A 16419-nucleotide genomic window follows, 5' to 3' on the forward strand; every position below is an offset into this window, starting at 1 on the left:
TCGAATTTTTTGAAAAAGCGATAAACGATACCACCATCAGGCGATTGCCTCAAGAAAGGCGCCCGGGGCTGAAACGGTTAAAGGCGAGATAATTTGCGGAAAGTGCAGATAATGTATTCAACCAAACAGGGTGAAAACCAGCGTAGTTCTTTAATATCTATACTATTGGTCCCCTCTCCCTTTTAGGGAGAGGGTTAAGGTGAGGGTTGTTATCAGGAAACCAGTAGCTGGTTCATACGACGAATAAACAGGTTCGGATCTTCCAGCGTACCGCGTTCTGCCAGCAGCGCTTGATCCAGCAACAGTTCTACCCACTCGCTGAACTTCGCTTCATCTTCGGTATCTGCCGCGCGTTTCACCAGTACGTGATCCGGGTTCAGTTCGAAGATGTATTTCACTTCCGGCACTTTCTGGCCCGCTGCGGCAAACAGTTTCGCCATCTGAGTGCTCATTTCGTCCGCGTCGGTAGAGACAATCGCTGGCGTATCGGTCAGACGGTGGGTCAGACGCACATCTTTCACACGCTCGCCGAGCAGTGCTTTCACGCGGTCGATAAACGGAGTCAGTGCTTTCTCCGCTTCTTTCGCGCTCTCATCAACTTCATCAGCCAGTTTTTCCAGCGACTCGTCAACTTTAGACACAGACTGGAACGGTTTACCGTCGAACTCAGTCAGATAGTTCATCATCCACTCATCGATGCGGTCGGAAAGCAGCAGAACTTCGATGCCTTTCTTACGCAGCAGTTCCAGGTGCGGGCTGCTCTTCGCTGCCGCGTAGCTGTCTGCGGTGATGTAGTAGATTTTCTCCTGCCCTTCTTTCATGCGGGAAACGTAGTCTTCCAGAGACACGGTCTGCGCAGAAGAGTCGGTATGGGTAGAAGCAAAACGCAGCAGTTTCGCAATCGCTTCCTGGTTAGCGAAATCTTCCGCCGGACCTTCTTTCAGTACCAGGCCAAACTGTTGCCAGAAGGTCTGGTATTTTTCGGCGTCGTCTTTCGCCAGTTTTTCCAGCATTTGCAGCACACGCTTGGTCAGCGCATTGCGCAGGTTGCGAGTTACGGTGCTATCCTGGAGGATTTCACGGGAAACGTTCAGCGGCAGATCGCTGGAGTCAATCAGGCCACGCACGAAGCGCAGATAGTTCGGCATGAACTGTTCTGCGTCGTCCATGATGAACACACGCTGGACGTACAGTTTCAGGCCGTGTTTATGATCGCGGTTCCACATATCCCACGGTGCCTGGGACGGGATGTACAGCAGGCTGGTGTACTCCTGCTTACCTTCAACGCGGTTGTGGCTCCAGGTCAGCGGATCGTTAAAGTCGTGAGCGATATGTTTGTAGAACTCTTTGTACTCTTCGTCGGTGATTTCCGACTTGTTACGGGTCCACAGCGCCTGCGCTTTGTTGATTTTCTCCCAGGAGATAACGGTTTCGCCGTCTTTCTCTTCGCGTTTTTCGATCTCTACCGGCAGCGCGATATGGTCGGAGTATTTGCTGATGATGGAGCGGACGCGCCAGTCATCGAGGAACTCGTCTTCGCCTTCACGCAGATGCAGGGTAATTTCAGTACCGCGATCTTCTTTGGTGATGTCGGCAACAGTGTATTCACCTTCGCCAGCAGATTCCCAGAACACGCCGTTTTCTGGTTTTTCACCTGCCGCGCGAGTACGCACGGTCACTTTATCGGCCACGATAAACGCGGAGTAGAAACCAACACCGAACTGACCGATCAGCTGGCTGTCTTTCGCCTGGTCAGAACCCAGGGATTCGAGGAATGATTTGGTGCCAGATTTAGCAATAGTCCCCAGATGGTCAATCACTTCGTCGCGGGTCATCCCCACGCCGTTATCGGAGATGGTCAGCGTGCGCTTGTCTTTATCGAAAGAGACACGAACGCGCAGTTCGCCATCACCTTCGTACAGGTCCGGGTTAGAGAGCGCGCGGAAACGCAGCTTGTCCGCCGCGTCGGAGGCGTTAGAGATAAGCTCACGCAGGAAGATTTCTTTATTGGAATACAGAGAATGGATCATCAGGTGCAGAAGCTGTTTCACTTCTGACTGAAAACCACGAGTTTCTTGTCCTTTCATGTAGGTCTACCTCAACAATGCCATTTTAAGGTTAAAAACAGGATGAGGGAGAAATGGGGACAAGGGGGAATAATTTCAAGCGAGAGCAGGTGATCCTGCTCTCGTTTGCTTAAAAACGAATCTTATGACGCCCGGCAAGGGAATGTGACAACGTGGTGCCGTCAACCATTTCCAGCTCGCCGCCAACCGGTACGCCATGAGCGATACGGCTGGCTTCCACGTCATATTGCGCGCAAAGCTCGGCAATATAGTTGGCGGTGGCCTCACCTTCGACCGTCGGGTTGGTGGCGAGGATCACTTCAGTGATTTTTTCTGCCGCCAGACGCTGTTCCAGGCGATCAAGCCCGATATCATCCGGACCGATGCCGTCCAGCGGTGACAGATGCCCCATCAACACAAAATAACGGCCTGAAAACTGTCCAGTCTGCTCAATGGCATAGATGTCCGCCGGACTCTCCACCACGCAGATTTGACCGTTTTCCTGACGACGCGGATTTGAACAGATGTTACAGACTTCCTGTTCAGTGAAGGTGCGACAATCGGCGCAGTGGCCGATTTCCGACATTGCCCGGGTGAGCGCCTGCGCAAGGCGCATCCCGCCGCTACGATCGCGTTGAAGCAGCGTGAACGCCATACGCTGCGCCGACTTCGGGCCAACGCCCGGCAGACAGCGCAGTGCTTCCATAAGCTGTGTTAACAGCGGGCTGGTTTGCATCAGAACGGCATCTTAAAGCCAGGCGGCAGCTGCATTCCGGAGGAAACAGAGGCCATTTTTTCTTTCTGAGTTTCTTCGATACGACGTGCTGCGTCGTTAAATGCTGCAGCTACCAGGTCTTCCAGCATTTCTTTGTCATCTTCCAGCAGGCTCGGGTCGATCTCTACGCGGCGGCAGTTGTGAGCGCCATTGATGGTCACTTTCACCAGACCTGCGCCAGATTCGCCTGTCACTTCCAGCTTCGCGATTTCTTCCTGCATCTGCTGCATTTTTTCTTGCATCTGCTGGGCTTGCTTCATCAGGTTGCCCAGACCGCCTTTACCAAACATAGGTTTCTCTCTCAATCACGTTAAGGATGACGAACGTAAGCTGTGCTTACGATCAAATGGGGCGGATACTTTCTTCATCCAGCTCTGCATCGAAGAATCGACGCAGGGTCTGAATATTATTATCCGCAATAATGGACTCGCGCGCCTGCGCAAGTTTTTCTTCGTATATCGCCTGACGCCACTCCAGCGGCGTGCGCACCACGGGATTATCATCTTCAACGATAGTCAGTTCAACCGTTGAACCTTTTAACGTGCTCAACGCTTCAGCCAGTTTTTGCTGTGCGCCGCGGTTGTTCAAATGCCGCTGAGAGGAGCGCAAATGCAGACATACCGCGTCGTCGCTCTCCTCTTTCCAGGCATTTAACGCCACCTGTTCGACCAGTTTTGGTAGCGAAAGTTGGCTCACCTGTGCTGCCCACGGGTCGCGCTCAATGGCTTCTGCCGCCAGCTTCGCCGCCAGTTCCGGCGTTTTTTCATGTTCCAGCGCCTTTTTCAGCGCCTTCGGCGTGGCGACCACTTCTTTCTGCTGCATCACTGGGGTAGTCGCTTTCCAGCGATACGCTTCTTTTTTGGCTGGCGCTTTTTCCAGCGCCGATGGCACCGGACGCGACTGAACGCGATCGGTGACCGAAGCCAGTCTTTCCAGCGCAGCGTTATTCACCGGCCGCGCGCGGGTAGCGGCTGCCGGTTCACTCTTTTTTGCTTTGGTTGCTCCCTGAGCACGCTGCAGTTGCTGGCGCGCCGCCAGCACCTGGCTGGTGGTTTCTGAGAGCGGTACAGTCGGTGCCTGCTGCGGTGCAGGTTGTGGTTGCGGCGGCACCTGCGTGGGTGTCATTACTGCCGTTGGCGCGACGGGTGCAAAGGACTGACGCGGTGCTTCCGGTTCAGGCAGCGGCATGCGCGGATGGAATGCCAGCGCGCGCAGCAGCGTCATCTCAACGCCCATGCGGCGATCCGGTGCATACGGCAGTTCTTTACGACCAATCAACAGCGTCTGATAGTAAAGCTGAATATCCGTCGGCGGTACGGTTCGCGCCAGTTCACGCATCCGCAGCTCGATGGCGGCCATGTCGTTGCCAAGTGCAACAGGGGAAAGTTGTACCATCGCAATACGATGCAACAGGCCGAGCATTTCCACCAGCAACGCTTCCCACTCGATACCACGGGCAGCGGCTTCATTAATCAGCGCCATTACACGCTCGCCGTTGGCCTCGACCATCGCTTCAACCAGCGACAGCGCCTGATCGTCGTCAAGCGTGCCAAGCATCGCACTCACGGCCTGGGTTGAAACCTGGCCGTCGCCGCTGGCAATCGCCTGGTCGGTCAGACTTAACGCGTCTCGCAAACTGCCTTCGGCGGCGCGTGCCAGCAGTTGTAGAGCGCGTGGCTCGTGAGCGATATGTTCTTCGTTAAGGATGTGCTCAAGCTGGTGGCGAATTTGCTCGACATCCAGCGCCTTGAGATGAAATTGCAAACAGCGCGACAAAATCGTCACCGGCAATTTCTGCGGATCGGTCGTCGCCAGCAGGAACTTGACGTGCTCTGGCGGCTCTTCAAGGGTTTTTAACAGTGCGTTAAAGCTGTGACGCGACAGCATATGCACTTCGTCGATCAGATAAACTTTGAAACGACCACGCGCCGGAGCGTACTGAACGTTATCCAGCAGGTCGCGGGTATCTTCAACTTTGGTGCGCGAGGCGGCGTCGATCTCAATCAGATCGACAAAGCGCCCCTGCTCGATTTCACGACAGTTATCGCACACGCCGCACGGCGTCGCGGTAATCCCGGTTTCGCAGTTTAGCCCCTTCGCCAGCAGTCGGGCGATAGAGGTTTTTCCGACGCCACGGGTGCCGGAAAAAAGATAAGCATGATGAATACGCCCTAACGACAAGCCGTTCGCCAGTGCGGTCAGCACATGTTCCTGGCCGACGACGTCAGCAAAGGTTTGTGGGCGCCATTTTCGGGCTAAGACCTGATAACTCATTGGCAGGCTCTGAAACGCTGGAAGGTGGATTCACGAAGGGGTAATGCTAACACAGCCCCGTCAGAACGGCGAGGCTGAATGTACATCTTGTGCTGCCCATGACGTGGGCTGGCGAAAATTAATGGCCCGGGAACGGGACAAGGCTATAACAGGTAATGCCCTGCTTTTCGAGGCGCTGTTCGCCGCCAAGATCGAACAAATTAATGATGAACGCAGCATCAGTGACTTCACCACCCAGGCGACGGATCAGTTTCACAGTCGCTTCAATGGTGCCGCCTGTTGCCAGCAAATCATCAACCACCAGCACTTTGTCGCCAGGTTTAATGGCATCAACGTGGATTTCCAGCTTATCGGTGCCGTATTCCAGTTCGTAAGATTCGTTGATAGTTTCGCGCGGCAGTTTGCCTGGTTTACGTACCGGCACAAAACCAACGCCCAGACCCAGTGCTACCGGAGCGCCGAACAAGAAGCCACGAGCTTCAGTGCCGACAACTTTGGTAATGCCCGCATTTTTGTAACGCTCAACCAGTAAATCGATGCTGAGAGCGTAAGCTTTCGGGTCTTCCAGTAAGCTGGTGACATCGCGGAAAAGAATGCCGGGTTTCGGGTAGTCCTGAATGCTTTTGATGCTATTTTTGAGATACTCAAGCTGCTGTGCAGTCGCGGTCATAAGTGTATGCCTGCTTGTTACGGTGGTACTCACGGCGCGTTTTAAACGAGTCAAAAGTAACAGTTGTTTAACCTTTGACCGCCTGCGCCTGTGCTCGAAAACGCCAGAATGTACTGGCTGTGGGCGATAATTGCAACAGCGATTGTTGTGCTTTGTCGTTTTTATTGCTTTTCATCAATCACCGGGATTCGCCACATAAAAATCAGCAAACAGCCGAGGATCACCAATAACAGAATCCGCACCCACGTCATATGTACGAACCAAAGTGAAATCGCAAAAGTCAGTAAAATAATGCATATCGCCCGAGGCTTTGCACCGCGTGGCATCGCATGATGTTTCTGCCAGAAACGTAGATAGCTGCCAAACCATGAGCGGTACAGCAACCAGGCGTGAAAGCGCGGCGATGAACGGGCAAAGCACCAGGCGGCCAGCAGGATAAACGGCGTCGTTGGTAATACCGGTAATACTACGCCCAGCGTACCCAACACTACCGCCAGCCAGCCAATGATGATTAAAATGATTCGTTGCATATTATGTGTAGTCAGCATACAGAGTGGCTACTTTAGCATAACAATTATCATTTTCATTGAGGTCTTATCGTGAAAACTGCCCTGCTGCTGGAAAAACTGGAAAGTCAGCTTGCTACGCTGCGCCAGCATTGCGCCCCGGTGTCGCAGTTCGGCACGTTAAGCGCCCGTTTCGACAGGCATCTTTTTCGGACCCGTGCGACAACGTTACAGGCGTGCCTGGTAGAAGCGGGAGATAATTTGTCCGCGCTTCGTCATGCAGTTGAGCAACAGCAACTGCCGCAAGTCGCCTGGCTGGCAGAACATCTGGCGGCGCAACTGGAGGCTATAGCGCGTGAAGCCGCAGCCTGGTCGCTACGCGAGTGGGATAGCGCACCACCCAAAATTGCCCGCTGGCAGCGTAAACGTATTCAGCATCAGGAATTTGAGCGACGGCTACGTGAGATGGTTGCCGAACGTAAAGCCCGTCTGGCGCGGGCGACCGATCTCATGGAACAGCAAACGCTGCATCGTGAAGTAGAAGCCTATGAAGCGCGCCTGGCACGGTGCCGCCATGCGCTGGAAAAAATCGAAAACAGGTTAGCGCGTTTAACCCGCTAACAATGGAGAAAGTATGTCACTGGAAAATGCCCCTGACGATGTCAAACTGGCCGTCGATTTAATTGTGCTGCTGGAGGAAAATCAGATCCCTGCCAGTACCGTGCTGCGTGCGCTGGATATTGTAAAGCGTGATTATGAAAAGAAATTAACGCGGGATGATGAGGCGAAAAGTGATAAATAAATGGGGCGGCTAAATGTTCCCTCAGATTGCTGGCAAACGCAAAACTGCCTGATGCGCTACGCTTATCAGGCCTACACCGCTCCTGCAATATATTGAATTCTTGCAGTTTCGTAGGCCGGATAAGGCGGTCACGCCGCATCCGGCATGAACAACGCGCACTTTGTCAGCAATCTCGGGGCAACTAAATGCCGCCCCTTTCGTTATTACCCTACCGCAGGCGTCGGATCGTCACCTTTGTAGTCACGTTTCACTTCCGTCACTTCATCGCCCTTCTCATTGTGCAAATGCACTTCAAGCTGGTTAAAGGCAATGTTGATGTCGTTTTCACGGCATAACTGATCAATGGTGCGGTTCAGTTCATCGACGGTGCGGCTACGATCGCGTAGTTCACGAACATACAAGCGCAGTTCGTGATCCAACGTGCTGGCGCCAAACGCCGTGAAGAAGACTTCCGGCATTGGTTCGTGCATTACTTTTGGATGCTCGGTTGCCGCCTGCAGCAGCACTCTGCGGACTTTTTCCAGATCGGAACCGTAGGCCACGCCCAGACGGATCACCAGACGCGTGGTGGTGTCAGTCAGTGACCAGTTGATCAGACGCTCGGTCACAAATGCCTTGTTCGGAATGATCACTTCTTTGCGATCGAAGTCGGTAATAGTGGTGGCACGAATACGGATCTTGCTGACCGTTCCGGAGAACGTACCGATAGTGACCGTATCGCCAATGCGCACCGGACGTTCGAACAGGATGATCAAACCAGAGACGAAGTTACCGAAGATCTCCTGTAAGCCAAAACCAAGACCTACGGATAATGCTGCCGCCAGCCACTGGAGTTTATCCCACGAGACGCCAAGTGACCCGAATACCGTCATCGCACCAACAGCAATAATGATGTAGTTAAGGATAGTGGTGATGGCATACGATGCTCCCTGGCGCATATTCAGGCGCGACAGCACCAGCACTTCCAGCAAACCAGGCAGGTTGCGAATCAACGCCCAGGCCACCATTGAGGCAATAATCGCAAACAGCAGGCTACCCATAGTGACGTTTTTCACCACCGCAGCACCGGCTTCAGTACCGTTGTAATGCCACAGTGTGATGCTGTCGAGATAGCTGAACACGGTGATCAAATCGGACCAAATCGCCCAGAACATGACACCAAACAGCGCAATCATCAGCAGCATGGTAATACGCAACGTTTGCTGGTTAACCTGCTCCAGCGCGATGGTGGGTTCTTCCGGCGGCTCGGCGCCTTCTGCGCCCTCTTTAACCAGATTCTGTCGACGCGCGAGCGCACGGCGCCAGGCAATACGACGTGCCGCCACGCTTAAGCCGCGCAGCACGGTCTGGTAGAGCAAGTTCCAGATGATCACCAGATAAACCGTTTCAATCCAGCGGCCAGACAGACGCAGCGTAGTGTAAAAATATCCCGTAGCAGTCAGCACCATTAGCGCTATTGGAATAATCGACAACACGGTAATGGTGACCAGACGAATGCTGTGTGACTCCTTATCACGCCAGCTTTCGCGGCACATTGGCCACACCAGGAAGGCAATCACCAACAGGTTTAAGAAAATCATCGCCTGCCCCAATACGTCATCCATCAGATGCAGTGGGGAGAGTTCTGCCACCACAGACCAGAAATGGATTGGCAGCAACGCGAGGCTGATGCGGACAATTTGCCGACGCCAGTGGCTGGTTTGCTGTTCCGGCATACCAAAGTGACGCACAGCAACACCGTTTTTCTCCAGCACTTTCCAGCACAGGCCAAACACCAGCCAGAAAATCGCCAGTTTTTTGCTGAACGACCACAATAATTCACTGATGTTGAGCTGCATCGTCAGCAGAATCAGGCCGACAGCGAGAATAATCAGGCACACTGGCAGTGCGCGGATCAGGTCAATAAGAATCGCTTTTGGCGTATTGAGCTGGCTATCGTTACGCAGGGAACCTACCGCCGATGCCAGTTTTTGTTGATATGCTTTCAGCCAGCCTAAACGCCAGTGAATCAGCCCGGCAATCAACAGCAACGGCAAACCGGCAAGGAAAGCGATAAATACGGCGGGCCAGGCTTTTTCCCAGTTCACCGTAATTTTCATTGATTTAAACTCATCTTTCAGCGTTTGCGGGAACGCTTTAATCCAGTCCCAGTCCATCGGACGGTTACTGTTCACCCAAAAGATTTGCTGAGTCAGGATGGATTTCAGGTTCTTCGATACGCTCATTAACTGCTGCTGGTTAATTTGCAGGTTAATGGCCATCATCAGTTGGTTACCTAACTGTTTGTTAAGCTGATCCAACAGTTCGCGACGCATATCAACCACTTGCAATAACGCATCGTGAACTTCGCTGTTAACTTCGTTGGCGTGACCTTCTTCCAGCTTGCTGACGAACGCATCGCTCTGGAACAGCGCGTCACGCTGCTGGTTGACTTCAAACTGTTCGAGACGCAAATCCGCGATGCGGTTGGTCATATTTTCCAGTTCATCTGCCGAGGGCAGCGTTTGTTGTTGCTGATAGAGGATTCGCGACAGTAATAGACTGCCCTTCAGGACAGAAATCTGCTCTTTAATGTTACGTTCCGATTGCAGCGCCCGCTCCAGCCAGTTTTTGACTTTGATGTTTTGCTGCATCAGGACATTACCGTTTTCGGTAGCGGTTATCAGACGCTGGCTTAATTGCTGGTTAATTTCCAGCTCCTGCTTCACCAGCGGATTAGCCTGAATACGCGCAGCTTCATCCGGGGTAACGGCTTCCTGCGCCGTTTTTTCGGTTAATGTCAGGCGTTTACTGTTTACTGCCTCCTGCAACAGTTGTAGCTGATGTTCAAGGCGCGTACTGTTCGCCGTCACGTAATCTCGCTGCTTTTGCAGGGTGTCCTGTAAGACGGTGTTCCCTTCCAGGCTTTTACGCTGTTGGTCAATCTCGGCATTCAGCAAAGCCTGCTGTGCCTGCATTAACACTTTCTGGCTGGGACGTAAGGCGGCTTCGCCGACCTCGGTTCCATCCAGGCGGCTGCGAATTTGTTGCAATTGCTGCGAGGCGGTATACATCGCATTTTGCACGCGTTCAGGCTGCGTCTGTAACGAAACCAACTGGCTGTTATAAGAAGCCAGATCATTTTGTGCATTCTGCAAATCGTCCAGCGCCTGGGAGACGCGTAATTCCAACTGGCGCAACGATAGCGTACTCAGAGTTTTGCGGGTTTCTTCGTCGTTATCCACATCGTTAAGCGCAGTTAACGCTGCGGTCGCTTGACGCATTTTCTCTGGCGCTTCGGCAACTTTTTGCTTTAATTGCACCGTTTCGTCTTTTACACGATCGATTTTCTCGAGGGTGGCTAACGTGTCAGTAATATCTTGCTGCACCAGCTTGTCCTGGGCAGAAAGATCTTTTTGTTTATTAAGTGAGTCAAGTTGTGCCTGCAGGTCTGCTTTCGTCGGTAGATCACCATTCGATGACGCCCGCGCAAACGCCGTGTTCTGGCATAACAAGACAAGAACAAAAGCAATAAATGCTGAAAAAACAAAATGCCGTGATCGTTTGTAATACTGGAACATAGTCATGATGAATGAAGGTTTCTGAACCTGAAGAACGACCTGAACTAGTCGGGCGGCTAGAATATCACGGTGTAGAGAGTCAGAATAGCAACAGCGAAAATGTCCAGGATAAATCCTGGAGTCTGATTCAGGATTTTTCGTTGGCAGCGGGGGCACGAAGGGTCGGGCAAAGGAGATACATTTCCAACAAAATGGCAACGTAATCGCGCGCTTCTTTTTTGAGATCAAAAGATTGCGGTGCAAACAGCCAGTTTTCCATCAGACCGGAAATATAACCGCGCATAATTATCGCCGCACGGCGCGTCATTAAATCGACTGGCAATAATTTGTTTTCAATACAATGCCTTAATGTTTGCTCAATACGTTCATAACTTTCCAGGCAGAGATTACGTTGTGCCTGTTGGACAACTGCCATTTCTCCAACAAACTCGCATTTGTGGAAAATAATCTCCATCAATAATCGACGCCGTTCTTCTGTCACCGTCGATTCAAGAACATGAATTAGTATTTCTCTTAAAACTGAGAGTGGATCGTCAGGGAATTTTGCCTGATACTCAAGCTCTAGTTCACCAATATTGGACTCTGACAGCTCCCAGATCTCACTGAATAAATCCGACTTGTCTTTAAAATGCCAGTAGATTGCACCGCGCGTAACGCCTGCCGCTTTTGCAATCTCTCCCAGTGAGGTGGATGATACCCCCTGCTGTGAGAAAAGACGTAGCGCCACATCGAGGATGTGTTGACGCGTTTCTTGCGCTTCTTGTTTGGTTTTTCGTGCCATATGTTAGTGAATTTACAGGCGTTAGATTTACATACATTTATGAATGTATGTACCATAGCACGACGATAATATAAACGCAGCAATGGGTTTATCGACTTTTGACCATTGACCAATTTGAAATCGGACACTCGAGGTTTACATATGAACAAAAACAGAGGGTTTACGCCTCTGGCGATCGTTCTGATGCTCTCAGGCAGCTTAGCGCTTACAGGATGTGACGACAAACAGGCCCAACAAGGTGGCCAGCAGATGCCCGCCGTTGGGGTAGTAACAGTCAAAACTGAACCTCTGCAGATCACAACCGAGCTTCCGGGCCGCACCAGTGCTTTCCGGATCGCAGAAGTTCGTCCTCAAGTTAGCGGGATTATCCTGAAGCGTAATTTCAAAGAAGGTAGCGACATCGAAGCAGGTGTCTCTCTTTATCAGATTGATCCTGCTACCTACCAGGCGGCGTACGACAGTGCAAAAGGCGATCTGGCGAAAGCGCAGGCTGCAGCCAATATCGCGCAACTAACTGTTAATCGTTACCAGAAGCTGCTGGGTACTCAGTACATCAGTAAGCAAGAGTACGATCAGGCGCTGGCTGATGCGCAACAGGCAAATGCTGCGGTCACTGCGGCGAAAGCGGCTGTTGAAACCGCGCGGATCAATCTGGCTTACACCAAAGTCACCTCTCCGATTACTGGCCGTATTGGTAAATCGAACGTGACGGAAGGCGCATTGGTGCAAAACGGTCAGGCGACTGCGCTGGCAACCGTGCAGCAACTTGATCCGATCTACGTTGATGTGACCCAGTCCAGCAACGACTTCCTGCGCCTGAAACAGGAACTGGCGAATGGCACGCTGAAACAAGAGAACGGCAAAGCCAAAGTGTCGCTGATCACCAGTGACGGCATTAAGTTCCCGCAGGACGGTACGCTGGAATTCTCTGACGTTACCGTTGATCAGACCACTGGGTCTATCACCCTACGCGCTATCTTCCCGAACCCGGATCACACTCTGCTGCCGGGTATGTTCGTGCGCGCACGTCTGGAAGAAGGGCTTAATCCAAACGCTATTTTAGTCCCGCAACAGGGCGTAACCCGTACGCCGCGTGGCGATGCCACCGTACTGGTAGTTGGCGCGGATGACAAAGTGGAAACCCGTCCGATCGTTGCAAGCCAGGCTATTGGCGATAAGTGGCTGGTGACAGAAGGTCTGAAAGCAGGCGATCGCGTAGTAATAAGTGGGCTGCAGAAAGTGCGTCCTGGTGTCCAGGTAAAAGCACAAGAAGTTACCGCTGATAATAACCAGCAAGCCGCAAGCGGTGCTCAGCCTGAACAGTCCAAGTCTTAACTTAAACAGGAGCCGTTAAGACATGCCTAATTTCTTTATCGATCGCCCGATTTTTGCGTGGGTGATCGCCATCATCATCATGTTGGCAGGGGGGTTGGCGATCCTCAAACTGCCGGTGGCGCAATATCCTACTATTGCACCGCCGGCGGTCACGATCTCCGCCTCCTACCCCGGCGCTGATGCGAAAACAGTGCAGGACACAGTGACACAGGTTATCGAACAGAATATGAACGGTATCGATAACCTGATGTATATGTCCTCTAACAGTGACTCCACGGGTACCGTGCAGATCACCCTGACCTTTGAGTCTGGTACTGATGCGGATATCGCGCAGGTTCAGGTGCAGAACAAACTGCAGCTGGCGATGCCGTTGCTGCCGCAAGAAGTTCAGCAGCAAGGGGTGAGCGTTGAGAAATCTTCCAGCAGCTTCCTGATGGTTGTCGGCGTTATCAACACTGACGGCACCATGACGCAGGAAGATATCTCCGACTACGTGGCGGCGAATATGAAAGACGCCATTAGCCGTACGTCGGGCGTTGGTGACGTTCAGCTGTTCGGTTCACAGTACGCGATGCGTATCTGGATGAACCCGAATGAGTTGAACAAATACCAGCTTACGCCGGTTGATGTCATTACCGCTATCAAAGCGCAGAACGCCCAGGTTGCAGCCGGTCAGCTCGGCGGTACACCGCCGGTGAAAGGCCAGCAGCTTAACGCCTCTATTATTGCTCAGACGCGTCTGACCTCTACTGAAGAATTCGGCAAAATTCTGCTGAAAGTGAATCAGGATGGTTCCCGCGTGCTGCTGCGTGATGTGGCGAAAATTGAACTGGGTGGCGAGAACTACGACATCATCGCGGAATTTAACGGACAACCGGCTTCTGGTCTGGGGATCAAGCTGGCAACCGGCGCGAACGCGCTGGATACCGCTGCGGCAATCCGTGCTGAACTGGCGAAGATGGAACCGTTCTTCCCGTCGGGTCTGAAAATTGTTTACCCGTACGACACCACACCGTTCGTGAAAATCTCTATTCACGAAGTGGTTAAAACTCTGGTCGAAGCGATCATCCTCGTGTTCCTGGTAATGTATCTGTTCCTGCAGAACTTCCGCGCGACGTTGATTCCGACCATTGCCGTACCGGTGGTATTGCTGGGGACCTTTGCCGTCCTTGCCGCCTTTGGCTTCTCGATAAACACGCTAACAATGTTCGGGATGGTGCTCGCCATCGGCCTGTTGGTGGATGACGCTATCGTTGTGGTAGAAAACGTTGAGCGTGTGATGGCGGAAGAAGGTTTGCCGCCAAAAGAAGCCACCCGTAAGTCGATGGGGCAGATTCAGGGCGCTCTGGTCGGTATCGCGATGGTGTTGTCGGCGGTATTCGTACCGATGGCCTTCTTCGGCGGCTCTACTGGTGCAATCTATCGTCAGTTCTCCATTACCATTGTTTCAGCAATGGCGCTGTCGGTACTGGTGGCGTTGATCCTGACTCCGGCACTTTGTGCCACTATGCTGAAACCTATCGCTAAAGGCGATCATGGCGAAGGCAAAAAAGGCTTCTTCGGCTGGTTTAACCGCATGTTCGAGAAGAGCACGCACCACTACACCGACAGCGTAGGCGGTATTCTGCGCAGTACGGGGCGTTATCTGGTGCTGTATCTGATCATTGTGGTCGGCATGGCTTATCTGTTTGTACGTCTGCCAAGCTCCTTCTTGCCAGATGAAGACCAGGGTGTATTTATGACCATGGTCCAACTGCCAGCGGGTGCGACGCAGGAACGTACGCAGAAAGTGCTCAATGAGGTGACGGATTACTATCTGACCAAAGAGAAGAACAACGTTGAGTCGGTATTCGCCGTTAACGGCTTCGGCTTTGCGGGACGTGGTCAGAACACCGGTATTGCGTTCGTTTCGTTGAAGGACTGGGCTGATCGTCCAGGTGATGAAAACAAAGTTGAAGCGATTACCATGCGTGCGACGCGCGCCTTCTCGCAAATTAAAGATGCGATGGTCTTCGCCTTTAACCTGCCTGCGATTGTGGAATTGGGTACGGCAACCGGCTTCGACTTTGAGCTGATTGACCAGGCAGGCCTCGGTCACGAAAAACTGACTCAGGCACGTAACCAACTGCTTGCAGAAGCAGCGAAGCATCCTGAATTGCTGACCAGTGTGCGTCCAAACGGTCTGGAAGATACCCCGCAGTTTAAGATTGATATCGACCAGGAAAAAGCTCAGGCGCTGGGTGTTTCTATCAACGACATTAACACCACTCTGGGTGCTGCATGGGGTGGCAGCTACGTGAACGACTTTATCGACCGCGGTCGTGTGAAGAAAGTTTACGTCATGTCAGAAGCTAAATACCGCATGCTGCCGGAAGATATCGGCAACTGGTATGTGCGTGCTGCTGATGGTCAGATGGTGCCATTCTCGGCATTCTCCTCTTCTCGTTGGGAGTACGGTTCGCCGCGTCTGGAACGTTACAACGGCCTGCCATCTATGGAAATCTTAGGCCAGGCGGCACCAGGGAAGAGTACCGGTGAAGCAATGGCGCTGATGGAACAACTGGCGAGCAAACTGCCTACCGGTGTTGGCTACGACTGGACGGGTATGTCCTATCAGGAACGTCTCTCCGGCAACCAGGCGCCGTCGCTGTACGCGATTTCGTTGATTGTCGTGTTCCTGTGTCTGGCGGCATTGTACGAGAGCTGGTCAATTCCATTCTCCGTTATGCTGGTCGTTCCGCTGGGGGTTATCGGTGCGTTGCTGGCAGCCACCTTCCGCGGCCTGACCAACGACGTTTACTTCCAGGTGGGCCTGCTCACAACCATTGGGTTGTCGGCGAAGAACGCGATACTTATCGTCGAATTCGCCAAAGACTTGATGGATAAAGAAGGGAAAGGTCTGATTGAAGCAACTCTGGATGCGGTGCGGATGCGTTTACGCCCAATTCTGATGACTTCACTGGCATTTATCCTTGGCGTTATGCCGTTGGTTATCAGCACCGGTGCTGGTTCTGGCGCACAAAATGCGGTAGGTACTGGCGTAATGGGTGGGATGGTGACCGCAACAGTACTGGCAATCTTCTTCGTTCCGGTGTTCTTCGTGGTGGTTCGCCGCCGCTTTAGCCGCAAAAATGAAGATATCGAACATAGCCATACAGTCGATCATCACTGATTAACTTCGTAATCACTAAGGCCGCGCAAGCGGCCTTTTTTATACGCGTAATCTTAATGTCGAACTGTTTATAGTTAATGATTTCAAACGTAAGCTAGTTTTAACACCGCATAAAATTCATAAAAAATACTTATTGTTAGTTAATTTATATTAAGTTGTACCGATGGATTTAATAACCCATGGGCATCTAGAGGCTATTCTTAATTATTTGCGGCAATTCTTTATTTTCTCATGTCAATTACATCATAATCAGAGCAATCCTGGGTATTAGTGTTACAAATCGTCAGGCCACTTTATCACTCTCAAACATCCTTATTACGTTATGTTATGAATAGCATCAGGCAAAGTGCTTTAGCCATTACGTCGTCGGCGCTGGAATGAAGAAGAGAGGCTTTTCCCTCTACTCCTAATTGTAATTTTTCGTAATAATACGATGAAAACCGCCAAAGAGTAGCTTATAGTTAATCTAACAAGTGAG

At 52.0% G+C, this 16419-nt stretch carries 12 protein-coding genes and 1 other annotated feature; of the genes, 4 read left to right on the plus strand and 8 right to left on the minus strand.

Translation table 11 applies throughout. The features are described from left to right. Window positions 1–212: 212 nt before the first annotated feature. The 6 genes from htpG to D9742_RS17670 form a co-directional block, all read right to left on the minus strand. Complete coding sequence (gene htpG / locus D9742_RS17645; protein ID WP_000678201.1) at window positions 213–2087, minus strand: molecular chaperone HtpG; 1875 nt, start codon at window positions 2085–2087, stop codon at window positions 213–215. 109 nt (window positions 2088–2196) lie between these two features. Next, complete coding sequence (gene recR, locus D9742_RS17650; protein WP_130206305.1) at window positions 2197–2802, minus strand: recombination mediator RecR; 606 nt, start codon at window positions 2800–2802, stop codon at window positions 2197–2199. Beyond that, window positions 2802–3131, minus strand: a complete 330-nt coding sequence (locus tag D9742_RS17655) for a YbaB/EbfC family nucleoid-associated protein (RefSeq protein ID WP_001515903.1) — start codon at window positions 3129–3131, stop codon at window positions 2802–2804. Before D9742_RS17655 ends, recR begins: the two co-directional genes overlap by 1 nt. A 52-nt stretch (window positions 3132–3183) precedes the next feature. Next, entirely contained in the window at window positions 3184–5115 is a 1932-nt protein-coding gene (gene dnaX, locus D9742_RS17660; RefSeq protein WP_130237733.1) for a DNA polymerase III subunit gamma/tau, read from the minus strand. Beyond that, window positions 3787–3851, minus strand: a sequence feature (DnaX frameshifting element). (Overlaps the previous gene by 65 nt.) A gap of 118 nt (window positions 5116–5233) precedes the next feature. Beyond that, complete coding sequence (apt, locus tag D9742_RS17665) at window positions 5234–5785, minus strand: adenine phosphoribosyltransferase (protein ID WP_064529079.1); 552 nt, start codon at window positions 5783–5785, stop codon at window positions 5234–5236. A 161-nt stretch (window positions 5786–5946) separates the two neighbouring features. After that, the gene (locus D9742_RS17670) at window positions 5947–6315 is read right to left on the minus strand and encodes a DUF454 family protein (protein ID WP_130237783.1); all 369 of its coding nucleotides are present in this window, start codon (window positions 6313–6315) and stop codon (window positions 5947–5949) included. 69 nt (window positions 6316–6384) lie between these two features. Between D9742_RS17670 and priC the strand changes: the two genes are divergently transcribed. After that, window positions 6385–6912: a primosomal replication protein N'' gene (priC, locus tag D9742_RS17675; protein WP_130237734.1), complete on the plus strand. Its 528-nt coding sequence runs from the start codon at window positions 6385–6387 to the stop codon at window positions 6910–6912. A 13-nt stretch (window positions 6913–6925) separates the two neighbouring features. Then, window positions 6926–7093 (plus strand): pleiotropic regulatory protein RsmS, encoded by a 168-nt coding sequence (gene rsmS / locus D9742_RS17680; RefSeq protein ID WP_000051154.1) that lies wholly within the window; start codon window positions 6926–6928, stop codon window positions 7091–7093. Window positions 7094–7296: 203 nt separating this feature from the next. On the opposite strand, the gene mscK is transcribed toward rsmS, so the two are convergent. Together mscK and acrR are read right to left on the minus strand one after the other, a co-directional pair. Then, window positions 7297–10659, minus strand: a complete 3363-nt coding sequence (mscK, locus tag D9742_RS17685) for a mechanosensitive channel MscK (protein ID WP_130237735.1) — start codon at window positions 10657–10659, stop codon at window positions 7297–7299. Between the two features lie 121 nt (window positions 10660–10780). Then, complete coding sequence (acrR, locus tag D9742_RS17690; protein ID WP_130237736.1) at window positions 10781–11434, minus strand: multidrug efflux transporter transcriptional repressor AcrR; 654 nt, start codon at window positions 11432–11434, stop codon at window positions 10781–10783. Window positions 11435–11575: 141 nt separating this feature from the next. On the opposite strand from acrR, the gene acrA reads away from it, so the two are divergent. Beyond that, window positions 11576–12769, plus strand: a complete 1194-nt coding sequence (gene acrA / locus D9742_RS17695) for a multidrug efflux RND transporter periplasmic adaptor subunit AcrA (protein ID WP_130237737.1) — start codon at window positions 11576–11578, stop codon at window positions 12767–12769. Window positions 12770–12791: 22 nt separating this feature from the next. Continuing rightward, the gene (acrB, locus tag D9742_RS17700) at window positions 12792–15941 is read left to right on the plus strand and encodes an efflux RND transporter permease AcrB (RefSeq protein ID WP_130237738.1); all 3150 of its coding nucleotides are present in this window, start codon (window positions 12792–12794) and stop codon (window positions 15939–15941) included. The last annotated feature ends 478 nt before the right edge of the window (window positions 15942–16419 follow it).

Source organism: Escherichia sp. E1V33, from assembly GCF_004211955.1.
GTDB lineage: Bacteria > Pseudomonadota > Gammaproteobacteria > Enterobacterales > Enterobacteriaceae > Escherichia.

Bases quoted from the DNA above. Each gene is read 5' to 3' on its own strand.
- rsmS (WP_000051154.1), top strand. From the start codon at position 6,926: ATGTCACTGGAAAATGCCCCTGACGATGTCAAACTGGCCGTCGATTTA.
- recR (WP_130206305.1), bottom strand. From the start codon at position 2,802: ATGCAAACCAGCCCGCTGTTAACACAGCTTATGGAAGCACTGCGCTGT.
- acrA (WP_130237737.1), top strand. From the start codon at position 11,576: ATGAACAAAAACAGAGGGTTTACGCCTCTGGCGATCGTTCTGATGCTC.
- D9742_RS17655 (WP_001515903.1), bottom strand. From the start codon at position 3,131: ATGTTTGGTAAAGGCGGTCTGGGCAACCTGATGAAGCAAGCCCAGCAG.
- mscK (WP_130237735.1), bottom strand. From the start codon at position 10,659: ATGACTATGTTCCAGTATTACAAACGATCACGGCATTTTGTTTTTTCA.
- acrB (WP_130237738.1), top strand. From the start codon at position 12,792: ATGCCTAATTTCTTTATCGATCGCCCGATTTTTGCGTGGGTGATCGCC.
- dnaX (WP_130237733.1), bottom strand. From the start codon at position 5,115: ATGAGTTATCAGGTCTTAGCCCGAAAATGGCGCCCACAAACCTTTGCT.
- apt (WP_064529079.1), bottom strand. From the start codon at position 5,785: ATGACCGCGACTGCACAGCAGCTTGAGTATCTCAAAAATAGCATCAAA.
- D9742_RS17670 (WP_130237783.1), bottom strand. From the start codon at position 6,315: ATGCAACGAATCATTTTAATCATCATTGGCTGGCTGGCGGTAGTGTTG.
- acrR (WP_130237736.1), bottom strand. From the start codon at position 11,434: ATGGCACGAAAAACCAAACAAGAAGCGCAAGAAACGCGTCAACACATC.
- htpG (WP_000678201.1), bottom strand. From the start codon at position 2,087: ATGAAAGGACAAGAAACTCGTGGTTTTCAGTCAGAAGTGAAACAGCTT.